Annotated in this window: 19 protein-coding genes; 18 read left to right on the top strand and 1 reads right to left on the bottom strand. The window is 70.7% G+C overall.

The window, feature by feature from the left end; genetic code table 11:
* Positions 1-13: 13 nt before the first annotated feature.
* The 4 genes from ACIPN7_RS13245 (at position 14) to ACIPN7_RS13230 (ending at position 7,046) form a co-directional block, all read left to right on the top strand.
* A complete protein-coding gene (locus ACIPN7_RS13245; protein ID WP_400542483.1) occupies positions 14-379 on the top strand; it encodes a universal stress protein in 366 nt (121 codons plus the stop codon).
* A 473-nt stretch (positions 380-852) separates the two neighbouring features.
* On the top strand, positions 853-2,541 hold the full coding sequence (locus ACIPN7_RS13240; protein ID WP_400542480.1) for an RNA polymerase sigma factor: 1,689 nt from the start codon (positions 853-855) through the stop codon (positions 2,539-2,541).
* Between the two features lie 108 nt (positions 2,542-2,649).
* Positions 2,650-4,251, top strand: coding sequence for a SpoIID/LytB domain-containing protein (locus ACIPN7_RS13235; RefSeq protein ID WP_400542477.1), 1,602 nt, complete (start codon positions 2,650-2,652; stop codon positions 4,249-4,251).
* Positions 4,252-4,406: 155 nt separating this feature from the next.
* The gene (locus ACIPN7_RS13230; RefSeq protein WP_400542474.1) at positions 4,407-7,046 is read left to right on the top strand and encodes a LamG-like jellyroll fold domain-containing protein; all 2,640 of its coding nucleotides are present in this window, start codon (positions 4,407-4,409) and stop codon (positions 7,044-7,046) included.
* Between the two features lie 111 nt (positions 7,047-7,157).
* On the opposite strand, the gene ACIPN7_RS13225 is transcribed toward ACIPN7_RS13230, so the two are convergent.
* Positions 7,158-7,364 (bottom strand): hypothetical protein, encoded by a 207-nt coding sequence (locus tag ACIPN7_RS13225; RefSeq protein ID WP_020014335.1) that lies wholly within the window; start codon positions 7,362-7,364, stop codon positions 7,158-7,160.
* Positions 7,365-7,595: 231 nt separating this feature from the next.
* On the opposite strand from ACIPN7_RS13225, the gene ACIPN7_RS13220 reads away from it, so the two are divergent.
* The 14 genes from ACIPN7_RS13220 to ACIPN7_RS13155 all read left to right on the top strand — a co-directional run bounded on the left by ACIPN7_RS13220 (position 7,596) and on the right by ACIPN7_RS13155 (position 19,716).
* Entirely contained in the window at positions 7,596-9,719 is a 2,124-nt protein-coding gene (locus ACIPN7_RS13220) for a type IIA DNA topoisomerase subunit B (protein WP_400542471.1), read from the top strand.
* A gap of 56 nt (positions 9,720-9,775) precedes the next feature.
* Entirely contained in the window at positions 9,776-10,225 is a 450-nt protein-coding gene (locus ACIPN7_RS13215; protein WP_400542468.1) for a DUF4430 domain-containing protein, read from the top strand.
* Entirely contained in the window at positions 10,204-10,893 is a 690-nt protein-coding gene (locus ACIPN7_RS13210; protein ID WP_400542465.1) for a DUF6580 family putative transport protein, read from the top strand. Before ACIPN7_RS13215 ends, ACIPN7_RS13210 begins: the two co-directional genes overlap by 22 nt.
* Before the next feature lie 172 nt (positions 10,894-11,065).
* Positions 11,066-12,421 carry a lipase family protein gene (locus ACIPN7_RS13205; RefSeq protein ID WP_400542462.1) on the top strand — a complete coding sequence of 452 codons (1,356 nt, stop codon included), beginning with the start codon at positions 11,066-11,068 and terminating at the stop codon, positions 12,419-12,421.
* A gap of 253 nt (positions 12,422-12,674) precedes the next feature.
* Positions 12,675-12,971: a WXG100 family type VII secretion target gene (locus tag ACIPN7_RS13200; protein WP_400542459.1), complete on the top strand. Its 297-nt coding sequence runs from the start codon at positions 12,675-12,677 to the stop codon at positions 12,969-12,971.
* Between the two features lie 4 nt (positions 12,972-12,975).
* Complete coding sequence (locus tag ACIPN7_RS13195; protein ID WP_377229172.1) at positions 12,976-13,257, top strand: hypothetical protein; 282 nt, start codon at positions 12,976-12,978, stop codon at positions 13,255-13,257.
* 41 nt (positions 13,258-13,298) lie between these two features.
* Positions 13,299-14,747, top strand: coding sequence for a hypothetical protein (locus tag ACIPN7_RS13190; protein WP_400542456.1), 1,449 nt, complete (start codon positions 13,299-13,301; stop codon positions 14,745-14,747).
* Positions 14,744-15,481 carry a hypothetical protein gene (locus ACIPN7_RS13185; RefSeq protein WP_400542453.1) on the top strand — a complete coding sequence of 246 codons (738 nt, stop codon included), beginning with the start codon at positions 14,744-14,746 and terminating at the stop codon, positions 15,479-15,481. Before ACIPN7_RS13190 ends, ACIPN7_RS13185 begins: the two co-directional genes overlap by 4 nt.
* The gene (locus ACIPN7_RS13180; protein ID WP_400542450.1) at positions 15,478-16,230 is read left to right on the top strand and encodes a hypothetical protein; all 753 of its coding nucleotides are present in this window, start codon (positions 15,478-15,480) and stop codon (positions 16,228-16,230) included. Before ACIPN7_RS13185 ends, ACIPN7_RS13180 begins: the two co-directional genes overlap by 4 nt.
* 85 nt (positions 16,231-16,315) lie before the next feature.
* The gene (locus ACIPN7_RS13175; protein ID WP_182617598.1) at positions 16,316-16,612 is read left to right on the top strand and encodes a WXG100 family type VII secretion target; all 297 of its coding nucleotides are present in this window, start codon (positions 16,316-16,318) and stop codon (positions 16,610-16,612) included.
* 7 nt (positions 16,613-16,619) lie between these two features.
* Positions 16,620-16,904, top strand: coding sequence for a hypothetical protein (locus ACIPN7_RS13170; RefSeq protein ID WP_285101276.1), 285 nt, complete (start codon positions 16,620-16,622; stop codon positions 16,902-16,904).
* Between the two features lie 83 nt (positions 16,905-16,987).
* Entirely contained in the window at positions 16,988-18,262 is a 1,275-nt protein-coding gene (locus ACIPN7_RS13165; protein WP_400542446.1) for a hypothetical protein, read from the top strand.
* 60 nt (positions 18,263-18,322) lie between these two features.
* On the top strand, positions 18,323-18,973 hold the full coding sequence (locus tag ACIPN7_RS13160; RefSeq protein ID WP_400542444.1) for a hypothetical protein: 651 nt from the start codon (positions 18,323-18,325) through the stop codon (positions 18,971-18,973).
* Positions 18,970-19,716 (top strand): hypothetical protein, encoded by a 747-nt coding sequence (locus ACIPN7_RS13155; protein WP_400542441.1) that lies wholly within the window; start codon positions 18,970-18,972, stop codon positions 19,714-19,716. The genes ACIPN7_RS13160 and ACIPN7_RS13155 overlap by 4 nt, the downstream gene beginning before the upstream one ends.
* Positions 19,717-19,844: the final 128 nt, after the last annotated feature.

Here is a 19,844-nt window from a genome sequence, read left to right as displayed (position 1 = left end):
AGCGTCGGCTGACATGACGATCGTCGTCGGCCACCTCGCCACGTCCGAGGGCCGAGAGGCCCTCAGCACCGCTGTCACCGAGGCCCGGGAGCGCAATGCCCCGCTGGTCGTCGTCACGAGCGGGAAGCGTCCCGTCGACGAGTGCCAGGCCGAGCTCGACGAGCTCGTGAGCGGCCCGGCGGCCGGGCTGGACGTGCGCGTGGAGGAGGGCAGCGGCGATCTCGCCGAGGACCTGATCCGTGCGGCCACGAGCACCGGCGCCGAGCTGATCGTGATCGGCCTGCGCAAGCGCAGCCCCGTCGGCAAGCTCATCCTCGGCGCGGGTGCGCAGCGGATCCTCGTCGAGGCGCCGTGCCCGGTGCTCGCCGTCAAGGTCTGATTCCGTCAAGGTCTGAGTCCGCGGCGTCCGATCCGGCGGCGCCTGATCCGCCACGTCCGATCCGGCGGCGCCTGATCCGCCACGTCCGATCCGGCGGCGCCCGATCCGCCACGTCCGATCGAGCCACGTCCGATCCGGCGGCTTTCGATCCCCAGGTCCCCGTCGTTCCAGGCCCGGCCTGCGCTCGATCCGTGATCGGTGCAGCCCGAGGCCTGGTCGAGAGCCTGGTCCAGGACAGATTCGCCGCAGATTCGCCGAACTGGGAATGGTGCGGGGGTGCCAGTCGTTGACTCTTGGCACGCGAAATCAGAAACCCCGTGGGATGGTCCCGCCCGACGTGACTTCGCACTGACTTTGCCCATATCACCGCGTTCGTCGCGGGGTACAGGGAGGCCGACGGTACAATATATATGTTCGCCGGCGGAAGAAGAAGGTCCAGTGACGGCCCCGCCGGCGGTACACCGCCCCCTCGAATGCCGAAAGGTCGGTTTGTGGCGCCCACTCCGCTGAAAGCCCCCCAGGACACCGCTCCTGTCCCTGCACGCGACAACCTGCCCCGTGAGTTCGAGCATCCTGCCTTGCAGGAGCTCCTCGCTCGCGGTGCCGCCGACGGCTCGGTCGACGCCGAGAACTTCCGGCGTGCATGCGAGACGGCGCAGGTCGGTGACGCCAAGCGGCTGAAGGCGGTGCTGCGCGCACTGGCCAACGCCGGTGTGCAGGTCGGGCTCCCCACTGTTACCAAGGTGGCCGCGGCGTCGGCCACCCGTTCCACAGCGGTCGCCGCCAAGGCGCCCGCCGACGAGGCGGAGGCCTCCGCGAAGCCTGCCCGGCGCACCCGGGCGACGGCGGCGAAGACCACGACCGCCAAGAGGTCGACCCCGGCGCGCTCCACCGCGAAGCCGAAGGACGACGACGAGATGCCCGACGACGTCGATCTTGAGTTCGACGACGTCGACGAAGATGACGAGGCGACGACGAGCACGCGCAAGAAGCCGGCGGCGAAGGCCGGCGCGAAGAAGCCTGCTGCTCGGGGCAAGTCGAAGTACGACAACATCGAGCCCGACGGCGTAGCCGTCGAGGACCCCGAGGACGAGACCGACTCCGGTCCCGAGACCGTCACCAAGACGACTCGCGGCCGAGGCGGCAAGACGGCCAAGGAAGGCGACGAGAGCTCCGGCTTCGTCGTCTCCGACCGGGACGACGACGACCAGCCCGCACAGCAGGTCGTCACCGCCGGTGCCACGGCCGACCCGGTCAAGGACTACCTGAAGCAGATCGGCAAGGTCGCGCTGCTGAACGCGGAGCAGGAGGTCGAGCTCGCGAAGCGCATCGAGGCCGGCCTGTTCGCCGAGGAGCGCCTTGCCACCACGGAGTTCGACCGGAACGACAAGGACCAGCGCCGCTTCGAGCGCGACCTCAAGTGGATCGCGCACGACGGCAAGCGGGCCAAGAACCACCTGCTGGAGGCCAACCTCCGCCTCGTGGTCTCGCTCGCCAAGCGCTACACGGGCCGCGGCATGCTGTTCCTGGACCTGATCCAGGAGGGCAACCTCGGTCTGATCCGTGCGGTCGAGAAGTTCGACTACACCAAGGGCTACAAGTTCTCGACCTACGCGACCTGGTGGATCCGGCAGGCGATCACGCGTGCCATGGCCGACCAGGCTCGCACCATCCGCATCCCGGTGCACATGGTCGAGGTCATCAACAAGCTGGCCCGCGTCCAGCGCCAGATGCTCCAGGACCTGGGCCGCGAGCCCACGCCGGAGGAGCTGGCCAAGGAGCTGGACATGACCCCTGAGAAGGTGGTCGAGGTCCAGAAGTACGGTCGCGAGCCCATCTCGCTGAGCACCCCGCTCGGCGAGGACGGCGACAGCGAGTTCGGTGACCTCATCGAGGACTCCGAGGCCGTCGTCCCCGCGGACGCCGTGTCGTTCACGCTGCTCCAGGAGCAGCTGCACCAGGTCCTCGACACCCTCTCGGAGCGCGAGGCCGGCGTGGTCTCCATGCGGTTCGGCCTGCAGGACGGCCAGCCCAAGACGCTCGACGAGATCGGCAAGGTCTACGGCGTGACGCGCGAGCGCATCCGGCAGATCGAGTCCAAGACGATGTCGAAGCTGCGCCACCCCTCACGGTCGCAGGTGCTCCGCGACTACCTCGACTGAGCACAGTCGACCGAGCACGATCGACCCGGCCCGGGCACGACCCGGGCCCGACGCCGGGCGGGTGAACTTCTTCGGAAGGTCACCCGCCCGGCGTCTTCGTATGGGAGCGTGCCCGATGTGTCCACCTCGATCAGCGCCGCTCCCGGAGCAGGACTTGTCCGGACGCTCGCGGTAGTCCTCGTCACGTGCCTCACCGCCACGCTCCTCACGGTCGGCCTGCCCGCCGTCCCCGCCGTCGCGGCGGGGTACACGCTGACGGCGTCCGGCTCGGCCACGACCACGGCGGCCACCGCCAGGACCCTCTCGGTGGTCTACCGCTACAACGGCGCCGCCCGGAAGAACGCGTCGGTGGCCGTCCAGCAGTACCGGGACGGCACCTGGGTCCGGATCAAGACCGTGACCACCGGCTCCACCGGCAAGGCGACGACGTCGGTGAAGCCGTCCGTCACCACCAAGTACCGCTTCAAGACGGTCAAGGCCACCAGCGCCACGCTGACGGTGACGGTCGTGCCGGGGTCGTGGGCGATCGCCGGCTCGGGCAACGGGCACGGCGTGGGCATGGCCCAGTACGGCGCCTACCAGATGGCGCGTACCGGGAGCACGGCGTCGCAGATCCTGGGGTACTACTACCCGGGTGCGACCGTGGGCACCGCCAACAACCCGCGGACGTCGATCGACGTCCAGGTGCTCGGCAAGGCGGCCGACCCGACCACGACCACGATCAGCCTGTCCGCGGGCTCGTGGCGGCTGCTCGACGGCGCGCAGGCGCAGCTCGCCACCGGCACGTCGGCCCGCAAGCTCTCGATCGCCCGGACCACGGCGGGCGTGACCGCCAAGATCACCGAGAACGGCACGGTGCGCCAGACGATCAGCGCCCGCCGCACGCTGTGGCTCGAGTGGACCGGCACGGACTACTGGGCCGGTACCGCCGGCACCGTGACCGTCTCCGGGGCGCAGGGCAGCTACCGGCACGGCCGGCTGCGGATCACCAGCCCCAACCCGCGGCCCAACGTGGTCAACCAGGTGGTCCTCAACGACGAGTACCTCTACGGGCTCGACGAGATGCCGTCCCTGTGGGGCACGAGCGCCTACGGCGGTGCCGCCGCGCTCCAGGCGCAGGCGATCGTCGCGCGCAACTACGCCATCCTGGCCAAGACCGCAGGCCTCAAGACGTCGTGCGACTGCCACCTCTACGACGACACCAGCAGCCAGAACTACACGGGCTGGAAGAAGGAGGGCGGCGAGGCGGGCTCGACGTGGCGCGCCGCCGTCGACGCCACCCGGCAGGACGGCGCCTCGACCGTCTCGATCGTGCGCAACCCCGCCGATGAGATCGCCGAGACGCCGTACTTCGCCTCGACCGGCCGCGGCGGGAGCTACTCCGGCACCACGAACAACCAGGACGCCTTCGGCACCGCCGCGCAGTCCCACCTCGCGCACGTCGCCGACCCCTACTCGGCGCAGGCACCGGGCAACCCGAACACCTCCTGGACCGGGACACTCACGCAGACGAAGGCCAAGTCGGTCTTCGACCTGGCCTGGGTCAAGTCCGTCAAGGTCACGGCCCGCTACTCCAGCGGCCAGATCAAGACGATGCAGGCGGTCTCGGTCCAGGGCACCACCCGCAACCTGACCAAGACGGCGGAGGGCTGGCGCACCACGCTCGGGTTCCGGGCCTCGTGGGCGGACACGGTCACGTCGCGGAAGTGAGCTCGGCAGAGATGCACTCACGCTCGACCGAGATGAACTCAATAGGAATGAGCTGAATGCGGGGTAGGCGGCGCGGCGACCCGGCGTTACGGTAGCCCCTGGCAACGATGCCTACCGTGTTGCCGACCGTGTACGGGACCAGGAAGGTGACACCGATGTCGCTAGCAAGGTCGCACCGCAGCCCGTCGTCTGCCCACCCCGCACCAGCCCTCGTCCGACGTCGCCTCGGCGCGGCGTTCGCGGCCCTGGCCACGGGCGCCGTGCTCGCCGTCGTACCGGGGACGGCCGCGCCGGCCGCCACCCCGGGTGCCGGCCCGGCTGCCGGCCCGGGTGCGAGCCAGGCGACCTGGCCGGTCACCGACGCCCACCTGCCCACCCCGTGGACGCAGGAGGTGACGCCCGACAACGCGCTCCCGGAGTACCCGCGGCCGCAGCTCACCCGCGATCGCTGGGAGAACCTCAACGGCCTGTGGGAGTTCGCGGGAGCGGCCGAGGGCGAGGCCCCGCCGTTCGGCGAGACGCTCGCCAAGGAGATCCTGGTGCCCTACCCGACCGAGTCGGAGCTGTCGGGCGTCGACCGGCACGAGGACCACATGTGGTACCGCCGCACGGTCGAGGTCCCGGACTCCTGGCGCTCCGGCGGTCAGCGCGTGGTGCTCAACTTCGGCGCCGTGGACCACTCCGCGACCGTCTGGGTCAACGGGCAGGAGGTGGCGCACCACGAGGGCGGCTACGGCCGGTTCTCCGCGGACGTCACCGACGCCCTGACGGCGTCGGGCCCGCAGGAGGTGCTGGTCGGGGTCACGGACCGCACGGACGCGACCTGGCAGCCCGTCGGCAAGCAGCGCAACGTCCCGGACCACGGCATCTTCTACGAGGGCGCGTCCGGCATCTGGCAGACGGTCTGGATGGAGCCCGTCGCGGCGAGCCACGCCACGACGCTCGACATGACCACCGACGTCGACACCAGCACCCTGACGCTCACCGTCGAGGGCAGCGCGGCGGCCGCCGGCCGGCAGGTCGACGTCGTCGTCCGCGCGAGCGGCGGGAAGGACAGCTCCGGCGGGAAGGACCGGGCCGGAACGAAGGACAGGGCCGGCACGAAGGGCGAGGCCGTGGCACGCACGGCCGGGACCGTGGGCGACGCGATCTCGGTGCCCGTGCCGCGCGCCCACCTGTGGACGCCGGAGGACCCCTACCTCTACGACCTCGAGGTCCGCGTCCGCGACGCGCGCGGCAAGGTCGTCGACACGGTCGGCTCGTACTTCGGCATGCGCGAGATCGGGATCGCGCCCGGCGCGGACGGGCGCAACCGGGTCACGCTCAACGGCGAGGTCGTCTTCCTGCTCTCCACGCTCGACCAGGGCTACTGGCCGGACGGCATCTACACCGCGCCCACGGACGAGGCGCTCGCGTTCGACCTGGAGCAGCACAAGGAGCTGGGCTTCAACACGGTGCGCAAGCACATCAAGGTGGAGCCGGACCGCTGGTTCTACCACGCCGACCGGCTCGGCCTGCTGGTGTGGCAGGACATGCCGGCGATGAAGCCCGGCCGTCCGCCGGTCGAGGCGCAGGAACGGTTCGAGCGCGAGCTGCACGAGATGGTCGACCAGAGCTGGACCTCGGTGATCGGCTGGGTGCCCTTCAACGAGGGCTGGGGCGAGTGGTCCCAGGAGGCGACCGGGCGGATCGCCCGCGAGGTCAAGGCGCAGGACCCGACCCGGCTCGTCGACGCGCACTCCGGCGTCAACTGCTGCGACTCGCTGGGGGACAGCGGCGCGGGCGACGTCATCGACTGGCACCAGTACGTGGGCCCGGCCCAGCCGGTCCCGGACGCCGCGCGCGCCTCGATCGACGGCGAGCACGGCGGGTTCGGCCTCGAGGTGGACGGGCACATGTGGTTCGAGGACGGTCACGCCTACGAGATGACGCCCGACGCCGCCACGCTCACCCGGCGCTACGTCGAGAACACGGAGGACGTGCTCACGTCCGCGCAGCAGTGCGGCATCAGCGGGTCGATCTACACGCAGATCACGGACGTCGAGCACGAGGTCAACGGCTTCTTCACCTACGACCGGCAGGTCGAGAAGATGGACTTCGGGCAGGTGCGTGCGGTGAACGAGTCGATCATCGAGGGCGCGGACGGCTCGGGCGCGGAGCCGCCCGTCGTCGACCCCGGGACGCCGGGGCTGGCCGGGGTGCACGCGTGGGGCTTCGACGAGGGCGCGGGCACCGTCGCCGCGGACGGCGTCGGCGACGCGGACGCGACGCTGACGGGCACCACCTGGGCCGACGGCGTGGCGGGCGGCGCCCTGTCGTTCGACGGCGCCGGCGAGGCCGACACGGGGCGGACGCTGGTGCGCACCGACGGCTCCTACAGCGTCTCGGCGTGGGCGCGGCTGGACGTGGCCGACGGCGGTTTCCAGACCGTCGTGAGCCAGGACACCGGGGGCAACAGCGCGTTCTTCCTGCAGTACTCGGGGCAGGACCAGCGCTGGGCGATGAGCTTCGTGGGCGCGCGTGCGCTGTCGCCGACCAAGCCGGAGCCAGGCCGCTGGTACCACCTGACGGGGGTGCGCGACGCCGCGACGGGGGAGCTGTCGCTCTACGTGGACGGCGAGCGGGTCGACGCGTTGGACGTCTGCACCGCACCCGAGACACAGGGGCCGCTCGTGATCGGCCGCGGCCAGTACGGCGGCAACGAGGTCGACCACCTGCGCGGTGACGTCGACGACGTCCGGGTCTTCGACCGGGCGCTGACCGCCGAGGAGGTCGCGCAGCTCGCGGCGGGCTGAGGCGCCCGGACCCGGACATGACGACGCCGGCGGTGGGTCACCCCTCGGGGTGGCGCACCGCCGGCGTCGGCCTGTCGGCGTCTGTGGTCCGGTGGTCGTCCAGCCTGGGTGTCAGGCCTGGCCGTGCTCCGCGTGGAGCCGGTCGGTCTCGTCCTGGACATGGGTGGCGACGTCCGCGTAGGCGGACGCGTGTGCGCGCGCGTGGTGGCCGCAGAAGAGCAGCTCGCCAACGGGCAGAACGACGCGCACGTAGGCCTGCGCGCCGCAGCGGTCGCAGCGGTCGAGGGCGGTGAGCGGTTCGGTCGTCAAGGTCGTCACATCTCCATCCAACCATTCGCTCGCGCGGTTCATGCCGGCCCGGGTGGGCGGTTCGCTGCGAGCATAGCGGCGTCGCTCACACTTCTGGTGCCCTTCCGCCCCCAATTGCGCTGAAAGGGTAATTTCCGTCATGGGGTGAAAACTGGCGTCACACAGCGGTTCGCAGGGCGTTCGGGTCGCGTCGCGGGGCGCCTGACGTGGGTTGTCGGTGACCTCGTCTACGCTGTCGCCGTGACCGCAACGTCCGAGTCGTACACCGCTCGCCACCTGTCCGTCCTCGAGGGCCTCGAGGCGGTTCGAAAGCGTCCCGGTATGTACATCGGGACCACCGACTCCCGTGGCCTGATGCACTGCCTCTGGGAAGTCATCGACAACTCCGTCGACGAGGCCCTCGGCGGCCACGCCACGAAGATCGGCGTCGTGCTGCACGCCGACACCTCGGTGACCGTCTCGGACGACGGGCGCGGCATCCCCGTCGACATCGAGCCCAAGACGGGCCTGAGCGGCGTCGAGGTGGTCTACACCAAGCTGCACGCGGGCGGTAAGTTCGGCGGCGGCTCCTACCAGGCGTCCGGTGGTCTGCACGGCGTCGGCGCCTCCGTGGTGAACGCCCTGTCCTCGCGGCTGGACGTCGAGGTGGACCGCGGCGGCAAGACGCACCGCATGACCTTCCACCGGGGCGAGCCGGGCACGTTCTCCGACCCGGCCTCGGGTCCGAGCCCGGACGCGACGTTCCACCCCTTCGTGGACCACTCCGAGCTGGGCATCGTCGGCAAGGTGCCGCGCGGCCGCACCGGCACGCGCGTGCGCTACTGGGCCGACCGGCAGATCTTCCCCAAGTCCGCGGTGTTCAGCTACGACGAGCTGGTCACCCGCGTCCGGCAGACCACGTTCCTGGTGCCGGGCCTCGAGATCGTGGTGCGGGACGAGCGCGGCCTGCCCGGCACGCCGGGCGAGCACGGCCCGCACGAGGAGTCCTTCCAGCACACCGGCGGCGCGGCCGACTTCGTCGAGTTCCTCGCCCCCGACACGCCCGTCACGGCGACGTGGGTGCTGCAGGGCTCGGGCAACTTCACCGAGACGGTGCCGGTGCTGGACGAGCGCGGCCACATGTCGCCGCGCGAGGTGCAGCGCGAGTGCGAGGTCGACATCGCGCTGCGCTGGGGCACGGGCTACGACACCGAGGTGCGCTCGTTCGTCAACATCATCTCGACCCCCAAGGGCGGCACGCACCTGACGGGCTTCGAGCAGGGCCTGCTCAAGGTCATCCGCAAGGGCGTGGAGACCAACGCCCGCAAGCTGAAGGTCTCCACCAAGGACGGCGCGGAGCGCATCGAGAAGGACGACGTGCTCGCGGGCCTCACGGCCGTGGTCACGGTGCGTCTCGCCGAGCCGCAGTTCGAGGGGCAGACCAAGGAGGTGCTGGGCACCGGCCCGGTGCGCCAGATCGTCTCCCGCGTGGTCGAGAAGGAGATCCAGGCCCGCCTGACCGCCACCACGCGCGACGGGAAGACGCAGGCCTCGCTGCTCCTGGACAAGATCGTCGCCGAGATGCGCGCCCGCATCACGGCGCGCAAGCAGAAGGAGATCTCGCGCCGCAAGAACGCGCTGGAGACCTCGTCGCTGCCGGCCAAGCTGGCGGACTGCCGCTCGAACGACGTGGACCGCTCCGAGCTGTTCATCGTCGAGGGCGACAGCGCGCTCGGCACCGCCAAGCTGGCCCGGTCCAGCGACTTCCAGGCGCTGCTGCCGATCCGCGGCAAGATCCTGAACGTCCAGAAGGCGTCGATCAGCGACATGCTCCGCAACGCGGAGTGCGCGGCCATCATCCAGGTGCTCGGTGCGGGCTCCGGCCGGTCCTTCGACATCGAGGCCGCGCGCTACGGCAAGATCATCATGATGACCGACGCCGACGTGGACGGCGCGCACATCCGCACCCTCCTGCTGACCCTCTTCTACCGCTACATGAAGCCGATGGTTGAGGCCGGCCGCGTGTTCGCGGCGGTGCCCCCGCTGCACCGGGTCGAGGTGATCGGCAACGGCCGGCGCAAGAACGAGTACATCTACACGTACTCCGAGGCCGAGCTGGGCGTCACGCTGAAGAAGCTCGACCGGGCGGGCCGGCGCTACAAGCCGGACATCCAGCGGTACAAGGGTCTGGGCGAGATGGATGCCGACCAGCTTGCGGAGACCACGATGGACCCGCGCCACCGCACGCTGCGCCGGGTGACCGCGGAGCACGCCGAGGCGGCCGAGCGGGCCTTCGAGCTGCTCATGGGCACCGACGTGGCGCCCCGCAAGGAGTTCCTCATCGCGGGGGCCGCCGAGCTCGACCGGTCGCGGATCGACGCCTGAGATCGACGCCTGAGACGGCGGCGCCGTCGTATGCATGCCGACCTAGACTGGCCGGCGTGAACACGACTTCCCGCCATCCCCTCCGGACCGTCGCCTCGGCGGCGGCCGCCCTTCTCGTCGCCGGCCTGCTCGCGGCCTGCGCCGGTACGACGGCGGAGCCGGAGCCGATGGTCTCGGCGACGCTGGGCCAGCAGTCGGCCGCCGAGGCGTCGCCGTCCGCGGAGGCCTCGCTGTCGACCGACGCGTCGGGCGAGGTCGAGAGCCTGAGCTACGGCGGCCGTACCGGTGCGACCGCCCTGGAGCTGCTGCTGGAGGCGGACCCGTCGGCCGAGGTCACGGGGGAGGGCGCCAACGCGTTCGTCACCGCGATCGGCGGCCGGGTCGCCGACGACTCGAAGAACGAGTTCTGGTCGCTCGCCGTGGACGGTGAGCTCGCGCAGGTCGGCGCCGGAGCGCTCGAGACCGAGGACGGTCAGGAGATCACGTGGACCCTCGAGACGTACTGACGCCGTCGTCGGACGGGCGCGACGAGCCGGACCGCGATGTGCCGGGGCGTGACCCCGTGCGTCGTGACCCCGTTCGTCGTGACCCCGTGCGTCGTGACCTGACCGTCCGGGAGCTGGCCCACCGCTGGTGGCGGCCCGCGACCGTGGTGCTGGCGCTGGCCGCCGCGGTGGTGTGGCGGCTCGTCGCGCCCGGGCTCGGTGCGCCCCCGAACCTGGAGATCGCCACCGCGGCGACCTTCCTCGCCGTGCTCCTGCTGCGCAACCGCTGGGCGGCCGTGGTCCCGTTCGCCGTGGTCGCGGTGAGCGACGCGGTGCTCGGCAACACGCAGATCATGTGGTTCACCTGGTCGGCGTGGGCCGTGGTGGGCGCCGGCGCGATCCTCGCGCGGCACCTGCGCGGACCCGGTCGGTACGCGGCCGCGCTCGGCGTGGGCGTGGGCGGCTCGCTGTGGTTCTTCGCCTGGACCAATTTTGGCGTGTGGCTGCTGGACGGGCTGTACCCGTCGACCCTGGACGGGCTGCTGGCGAGCTACGTGGCGGGGGTGCCGTTCCTGCGCACCATGCTGCTCGGCAACCTGGTGCTGGTGCCGTTCGCCGCGCTGCTCGTCGGCCTGGTGGAGCGTGCCGAGACGGCCGCGTCGCCGGCCCCCGCGGTCGCCAAGAGCTAGGCCGGTCCCGGTCCCGGTCCCGGTCGCGGTCGCGGTCGCGGTCGCGGGCCGGGCGGACACTTCTGTCCGGATGCTGTTGTCTCCACACTATTGCGGTTAGAGTCAGTAGTGGCCCGCTCGCGGGCGCGGGCGCTCAATGCCGAGCGTCCGAGGACCTCACCGAGGAGATCCGATGCCGCTCGTCAACCGTCCGCACGCCTCGCACCTGTCGTCTGCCGTGCCGAAGCCTGTACCCGAGCCTGGTTCCAAGCCTGTTTCCAAGCCTGGCCGCAGGTCCGTCCAGCTGCGCTGGACCGCTGTCGTCGCGGCCCTGACCGTGCTGGCGCTGCCTGCGGTCGCCGTCCCGGCCGCGGCGGCGTCCGACCTCTCCGATCCGTCCGCCCCGTCCGCCGCGCCCGACCCGTCCAGCTCGGCGTCCGACGTGCCCGACGTGCCCGTCGTGCCGAACCAGGCAGTCCCGCTCGACGACTTCTACACCCCGCCGACGCCCCTGCCCGACGGCGCGGACGGCGAGGTGGTCCGGTGGCGCGAGGAGCCCCGGCAGCTCAGCGCCCGCAACTACCTGGTGATGTACCACTCGACCAACGCCACCGGCCAGGACATCCCGGTGACCGGCCGGGTGCTGGTGCCCACCACGCCCTGGCGGGGCGAGGGGCCGCGGCCGATCGTGTCCGTGGCGAGCGGGACGCGCGGCGTCGGCGACACGTGCGCGCCGTCGCGCTGGCTCGACTACGAGCGGCCGTTCATCGAGCCGATGCTGTTGGCGGGCTGGGCGGTCGCCGTGACCGACTACGAGGGGCTCGGCACACCGGGCGGGCACACCTACGTCGTCGGGCAGTCGGAGGGGCGCACCGTCATCGACGTGGTGCGCGCCGCCACGAACCTGCCGGCCACCGGCCTGCAGGCCGGCGGCAAGGTCGCGTTCTCCGGGTACTCGCAGGGCGGCGGGGGAGCGATGTGGGCGGGCGAGCTGCAGCCGGAGTACGCGCCGGAGCTCGACCTGGTCGGCGTCGCGGCGGGCGGCGTGCCCGCCGACCTCGGCGAGGTCGCGGAGGGGCTCGACGGGCAGGTCGGGTTCGGGTTCCTCCTGTTCGCGGCCTACGGGCTCGACGCCGCCTACCCCGAGCTCGATCTCGGGTCGTACCTCAACGAGCGTGGCCGCGAGACGTACGAGCGCGAGCAGGACGCCTGTGTCGAGGCGACGATCGCCCACGCGTTCCAGAACATCGGGATGTTCACGTCGACCGACCCGCTGCAGTCGCCGCAGTGGCGGGCGCGCCTCGACGAGAACCGGCTCGGGGCCAACCCGCCCGACGTCCCGATCCGCCTCTTCCACGGGACGCTCGACGAGATCGTCGCGCCGGGCCAGGCCCGGACGCTGCGGGACGAGTACTGCGCCGCCGGCGCGGAGGTCCAGTGGGAGTGGCACCTCGGCGAGCACGTCTCGACGATGGTGACCGGGGCGCCCGGCGTCATCGCCTTCCTCGACCGGCGGTTCAAGGACCGGCCGTTCCTCGTTCACTGCTGAGCGCACTGCTGAGCGCCACCGACCGGGCCTCTGCCGACCGGCCGTCGGCCGAGATCCATGCAAACGCGCAGGTAGAGGCCACTTTTTGCGCGACCGACGACGGGTCCGGGGTGATCCCCGGGCCCGTCGTCGCCATGCCGTGTGCCGTTCCCCGGCTGTTCACGCGCGCGTCGCCGTCCGGTTAGTCCGGTTGATGACGATTACCGCGTACGTGAGTCCGTCCGAGAACGACCAACGCACGAGGGGTTCTGTCATGGCCAACATCAATGTGACCTTCCAGCAGATGGAGGACGCTTCCCAGCGCATGAAGCAGGAGGCGGACGACATGCAGGCGAAGCTGGACCAGCTGCGCTCCATGGTCGACAACCTGGTCCAGGACGGCTACGTGACGGACAAGTCCTCCAAGCGGTTCGACGAGTCCTACAAGGAGCTCGACAAGGGTGGCAAGCAGGTCATGGAGGGTCTGACCGGCATCGGCGAGTACCTCAAGCAGGCCGCCGAGGCACTCCGCAAGACCGACGAAGAGCTCGCGAACGCCCTGAACAAGTAGTCCCGTGGCCGACCTCGTAGTCACGTCGGTCGCCGTCGACGAGGCCGCCGAGCAGCTGGCGGCGATCATCGACGAGTTCAAGAACATGGGAAAGCTGTGGGAGGACGGCACCGTCTGGGGCCACGACACGGTCAAGAAGGCCATGGACGACTTCGTCGAGGACTGGTGGGTCAAGCGGGAGAAGCTGACCACCAACCTCTCGGACCTGCAGAAGAAGATGGCGCAGGCCGCGGAGCAGTGGAACAACCTGGAGATCGAGCTCGCGGCGTCGTTCGACGAGCAGTAGGTCACGAGCAGTAGTTCACGAGCAGCAGGAGGACGACGAGGATGGGCGACACCCGGGCCGGGGAATGGCACCTGCTCGACTACGACTCCGACCCCGTCCCGGCCGACGTGGCCGGGTTGGACCCGGTGATCAAGCACTACGAGGACATCGCGCAGGCGATGTCGACGCAGGCCAAGCTGCTCAAGAAGATCGGCGACGGCGACGAGACCCTGCTCAAGGGCAAGGCCGCCGACGCCATGCGCAAGCGCTCCCGGGAGAGCGCCGACGCGCTGAACAAGGCGTCCGGCCGGTACGACGACATCCGGGACGCGCTGCGTACCTTCCGGCCGGAGCTGGAGTACGCACGCTCGGAGACGGGCCTGGCACTGACGGCGGCCCAGGACGCGGCCGCCGCACAGAAGGGTGCCGAGGGCCTGCCCGACCCGGTGAACGCCGACCGGCCGGACGACGCCCCGCCGCTCACCGACAAGGAGAAGCAGGAGTCCGAGAGCCGCAGCGGCAAGATCAACGAGGCCAAGGGCGACCTGGAGGCGGCCAAGGCCAAGGCACGCGCGGCCATGGTCAAGTTCGACGCCGCGGCCACCGCCGCCGCGAACAAGATCCGGGAGAACTGGGGCGACGACGGCCTGCACCACAGCGGCTGGGAAGCGTTCCTGCACAAGCTGAACAAGTTCCTCAAGAAGCTGGTCGAGATCCTGATGTACATCGGGATGGCGCTGGCGGTGCTCAGCATCCTCATCCCGGGCCTCGGCATGCTCACGCTGCTGAGCGTGATCGCGACCGTGGTCTCCGTCGCCGCGAGCTTCATCCTGGCGGTCCAGGGCGAGGGCAGCTGGCTGAGCGTCATCATCGGCATCCTCAGCCTGGGTCTGATCGGCGTCGCGGCCAAGATGGCCGGCTCGCTCAAGACCATCCAGGCCGCGCAGCTCGGCTCCAAGGTGAAGTTCACGCCGGGAGCGATCAAGGAGCTCAACAGCCTCGCCAGCCGGCTGGCCATCTACTCGAAGAACCCGATGCGCCCGTTCGACCGGTTCATGACCGGCAAGCTCGGGGCCCAGATCAAGCCGTTCACGAACTGGGGCAACTTCATCCAGACCACTCGCGTGTCACCCGGCTGGTGGCAGATCGGCAAGCCGAACGCGTGGGTCAAGGGCGACTTCAGCAAGTTCGGTGCGTGGTTCAAGAACGACTCGAGCCGCTTCCTGGCCGCCGTCAAGGGCGGTCCGTGGCGCTGGGACCGGCTGATCGGCATCAGCGACATCAAGGACGTGCAGAAGATCAACGCGGCCCTCGGCCAGCTCGGGATCACCGGGTTCGCCATCAAGCCGTGGATGTACATCGGCCCCATCTCGTACACGTTCGGCTGGTCCATGCGGCCGTTCAGCCTGATCAACCCGTCGAACTTCAACCCGACCGACCCGCGCTGGAGCCTCGACGGCTGGCGCGACGCCGACTACAGCGGCCTCTACTCGGAGCAGACGGGCCTATGACGACACCGGAGACCAGCACACCCAGCTCTGCCGGCACGTCCAGCTCTTCCAGCACGGCCGGCTCTGCCGGCACGGCCGGCGCACGTGCCCTGGCCGCGTCCTGGGAGTTGCGGCTGGACCTGCCCGAGGGCTGGCTCGAGGTCCCGGGCGGCATCACCGGGGCGGCCGAGGACCTCGCCGCCTGGGAGCGCGGGGCCACGGCCGTCGTGCGTGAGTCGCTCGAGCCCGAACCCGACGAGTCCGGCACGCCGGTCGAGCTGGACGACGACGCACGTGCCTACCTCGACGAGCTGGCCGTCGTCTCGGTGACGAACCTCCGGGCATTCGCCGACGGCATGGCTCCCGGGGACCACCGCGTCGTCGCGGCCCTCGGGGTGATGGGGCGCGGGCCGGTGCCGGTGCTCGTCGCCGTGGGGATCAGCGACCCGGCCGCGCCCGACGACGACCTCATGGCCGCGCTGGGAGCGACGGGCGGCTACCCGGCGGCACCGCCCGCCGTCGAGTACCCCGACATGCCCGAGGGCGACGGGGTGCGGGTGATCCGCCTCGACATCGGCGAGGAGAGCGGCGGCGCCTGGATGAGCGTGGGGCTGGGGCGGCGCACCGAGCACCCCGACGCCGTGGTGGACACGGTGCTGGTCTGGCGCACCCAGGACCTCCTGCTCGGCGCGGCGATGGTGGAGCTCCTCGACCAGCTCATGCCGGCCGTGCGGATCGACCGGGCCGAGGCATGACCGGGCCCGCGACAGGAGAGCACGCGACCCCGACCGACACCTGGGCGTTCCTGCTGCCCCCGGGGTGGGCGCGGTTCCCGCTCGGCGAGGGGCGCGGCACCGAGCTGGACGCCGCCGTCGACGAGGTGGTCGCCCGCGCACTGCCGGCGGACCCGGCGCTCGCGGGCGGCCCGGACGCCGACGTCGAGGCACGCCGGGAGCTGCTCCGGGCCTCGCTCCGCGCGGCGCTCACCGGTGCGGGTGCCGGCGCCGACCCGGCCAGCAGTACCGGCACCAGCACCAGCACCAGCACCAGCACCAGCACCGGCGCCGTGTACCTCCCGATCGTCCCGATCGCCGGCGTCGCCGTCCCGGCGTCGATCACCGAGACCGAGCTCTTCGGCGAGGTGGGGCACAGCCCCGCCGAGGTCGCGGAGCAGGTGCTGGGCCGGACCCACGACACGTGCGAGGCGGTTGACCTGGACGGACGTCCGGGTGCGCGGGTGGTGCGGACCGGGCACGATGTGCACCGAGAGGGCGGTCGGCCGGTGAGCTCCTCGCGTGAGGTGACGTATGTCGTCTCCCGGGACGAGGCGGTCGGTGACTGGCTGGTGCTGTCCTTCAGCACCGGCTGGAGCAGCCGGGACACCGAGCGGCTGGCCGAGACACTGGTCGAGTTCTTCGACGCCGTCATGGCCACGTTCCGCTGGACCGGTCCCGGCTCGAACCCCGTGAACCTGCCCGAACGGAGGGTCCCCGGATCCGCGTGAGGGTTTACCCGAAGATTCACCCCAGGGGTGTCCGGTTCATGTACGATCGCCCTGTTTTCCACGAGGCAACCCGAGAGGACCGATCATGGCCAACATCAATGTGACCTTCCAGCAGATGGAGGACGCTTCCCAGCGCATGAAGCAGGAGGCGGACGACATGCAGCACAAGCTGGACCAGCTGCGTTCGATGGTGGACAACCTGGTCCAGGACGGCTACGTGACGGACAAGTCCTCCAAGCGGTTCGACGAGTCCTACAAGGAGCTCGACAAGGGTGGCAAGCAGGTCATGGAGGGTCTGACCGGCATCGGCGAGTACCTCAAGCAGGCCGCCGAGGCACTCCGCAAGACCGACGAGGAACTCGCCAACGCGCTGAACAAGTAGTCGTCGGATGGCCGACCTCGTCGTTACCTCGATCGCCGTCGACGAAGCTGCCGAGCAGCTGAAGTCGGTGCTCCACGAGCTCGAGAACATGAAAGAGCTCTGGGACGACGGCGACCTCTGGGGTCACAGGACGGTGAAGAACGCCATGGGCGACTTCGTCGACAGCTGGTGGGTCAAGCGGGAGAAGCTCCAGGAAAACCTCAAGGACCTCCAGGACAAGATGGAGAAGGCCGCCGAGACCTGGAACGACACCGAGATCGAGCTGGAGAAGTCGCTCACGCCCGAGGGCTGACCCGACGGACCTGAAGCTCGACAGACCCGAAGACCTGGTCGGCGCCGGACGGCGCGACCAGGCCCAAACTATGAGGAGGCCGGATGAGCGCCGCCCGCGTGGGTGAGTGGCATCTGCTGGACTACGACGACGACCCTGTTCCGGCCGAGGCGTCCGGTCTGGATGCGGTGATCAAGCACTACAAAGAGATCGCCGAGATGATGACCACGCAGGCGGCGCTCCTCAAGAAGATCGGCGACGGCGACGAGACCCTGCTCAAGGGTGAGGCGGCCGACGCCATGCGGGGCCGCGCCGGAGAGAGCCACGAGCATCTCGCCGCCGCCGCGGGTCGGTATGACGACGTCCGCGCGGCCCTGGAGGGCTATCGTCCCGAGCTGGAGACCGCGCGCTCGGAGACGGGCAAGGCCCTGGCGAAGGCCGAGGACGCGGCCGCGGCCCAGAAGGGCGCCGAGGGCATGCCGGACCCGGTGAACGCGGACCGACCGGACGACGCGCCGCCGCTCACCGAGCAGCAGAAGCAGGAGTCCCAGAACCGTTCGAACAAGATCGAGGGTGCCAAGGGCGAGCTGGCGGCGGCCAAGGCCATCGCCGTCGCCGCGATGTCGGCCCTCGACTCGGCCGCGGAGCGGGCGGCCGCCAAGATCAAGGAGAACTGGGGCGACGACGGGCTCAAGCACAGCGGCTGGGAAGCCTTCGTGCACGGGTTCAACAAGTTCCTCAAGGGGCTGGTCGAGATCCTCGGCTACATCGGCATGGCGCTCGCCGTGCTCGCGATCCTCCTGCCCGGGGTGGGTGCGCTGGCGCTGGCCGGCCTGATCGTCGGTGTCGTGAGCCTCGTCGCCTCGATCGTGCTCGCGGCCCAGGGCGAGGCGAGCTGGATGGGCGTCATCCTCGGCGTCATCGGCGTCGCGGCGGCCGGCGTCGGCATGGTCGTGGCCAAGTCGATCACGGCGTCGGTCAAGGCGGCACAGGGTGCCGTGCTCGCCGGCAAGGGCGGCTCGAGCACCTTCATCGGCACCCTGGGCGGTTTCATCATCAAGCCGATGCAGCTGCAGAAGATCTCGATCATGATCACGAACAAGCTGCCCGGCTGGGCCTCGATCGTGTCCCCGATCAAGTCCTGGTCGCTCAGCGGCGCGCTCGGCCTCGGCGGGCTCAAGGAGCTCAGCCTGCTCGGCCTCTGGGGCGCGAAGTTCACGATCAAGCCGTGGATCTACGTGGCCGGTCCGGGCGCCATGCTGTCGGGCCTGATCAGCGGTCTCTGGGGTGCCGTGCCGCCCACGAGCTTCCCCGGCGAGGACAGGCGCGGGGACTGGACCGGAGAGACCGACTACGAGTACAACCACCTCACCACCTGAGCCAGGAGCCGATTCAGTGTTTGCGACTTCGCTGTGTGCGACGAGACGTAGGGGGCCGGCATGAGCGGCGTCGGCGTCCAGGACTGGACCTGGACCATCGAGGCCCCGGCCGGCTGGCTGGTCGTGCCCTCCACGGTGACCGAGCCCGCCGAGACGGTCGGCGCGTGGCAGGGGGAGGCCGTCGAGCTCCTGCTCACGTCGTTCCTGCCGGAGGACCCGGACGGCGGGACGGCGCAGCCCGACGCCGGGCACGTGGAGCTCGTGCGCGGCTCCCTGACGCAGACGGTCGCGAGCCTGGTGGCGTTCGCCGACGAGGCGGCGACCGAGGGCGCCCGGGCGATCGCGGGCCTCGGCCTGCTGGACCGCGGCCCCGTTCCGGTGCTCGTCACCGTCGGCGTGATGGACCCGGCCGAGTCGGACGACGCGCTCATGACGGTGCTCGGCGCGACCGGCGGCAACCCGGTGAACCCGCCGAGCATCGAGTACCCCGAGCTGCCCGACGGCGACGGCATCCAGGTCACCCGCGTGGACATCGACGAGGCGGGCGGTGCCTGGGTGACGGTCGCCGTCGGCCGGCGCACCGAGCACCCGGAGGCGGTGGTGGACACGGCCCTGATCTGGCGCAGCCAGGACCTCGTGCTCGTCCCCACGATCCTGGAGACGCTCGTCGGCCTGCTGTCGGCCGTGAAGATCATCCGGAGCGAACCGTGAGCGAGAGCCCCGTGAACGAGAACCCTGTGAGCCAGAACCCCGCGAGCGAGACCCCCGCGAGTGCGGCCCCCGCGAACGGCCAGTCGGGCGGCAAGCCGACCGACGCCTGGGTGATGCTCCTGCCGCCCGGCTGGGCCCGGTTCCCGACGGGCGAGGGCCGCCAGCGCGAGCTGGACGAGGCGGTCGAGCAGGTCGTCGCCCGGGCCCTGCCGGACTCGCTGCCCCGCGACAAGGCCGAGCCGTTCCGGCGCATGCTGCGCGACGAGCTGCACAAGACCCTGGGCCAGGCGCGCGACGCCGGCACCGGCGCGGTCTACCTGCCGACCGAGCCCATGGAGGGCGTGATCGTCCCGGGTTCGATCGCGGAGATCGAGGTGGTCAGCGACGTCGGCACCGACCCGACGCGGATCGTGACCAGCATCCTGAGCGACGGGTACGAGGAGAGCGAGCTGGTCGAGATCGACGGCCGCCCCGGCGTCCGCGTGGTGCACACCGAGCACGGCGTCAAGAGCGAGGACCTGGAGCTGTCGACCCGGCAGGTGCTGTACGCGGTCTCCCGGGACGAGGCCGACGGCGAGTGGCTGGTCCTGTCGTTCACCACGATCTGGAACAGCGAGAACACCGAGCGCCTGGCCGAGGCCATGGTGCTCTTCTTCGACGCGGTGATGACGACCTTCCGCTGGGCCGGCCCCGGCACCAACCCCCTCAGGCTGCCGGAGCGAAGCGTTCCCGGCTCGGCCTGAGCGAGCCACCTGCGAGGCCCTTCCTGAACCGCCGGGCCTGAACCGCCGGGCCTGAACCACCCGAGCCTGAACCACCCGGGCCTGAACCACCCGGGCCTGAACCACCCGGCGCACCACCCCTGACTGAC

This window comes from Promicromonospora sp. NPDC090134 (genome assembly GCF_044746965.1).
Classification (GTDB): Bacteria; Actinomycetota; Actinomycetes; order Actinomycetales; family Cellulomonadaceae; genus Promicromonospora.
This window is presented reverse-complemented; position numbering and strand designations above follow the sequence as displayed.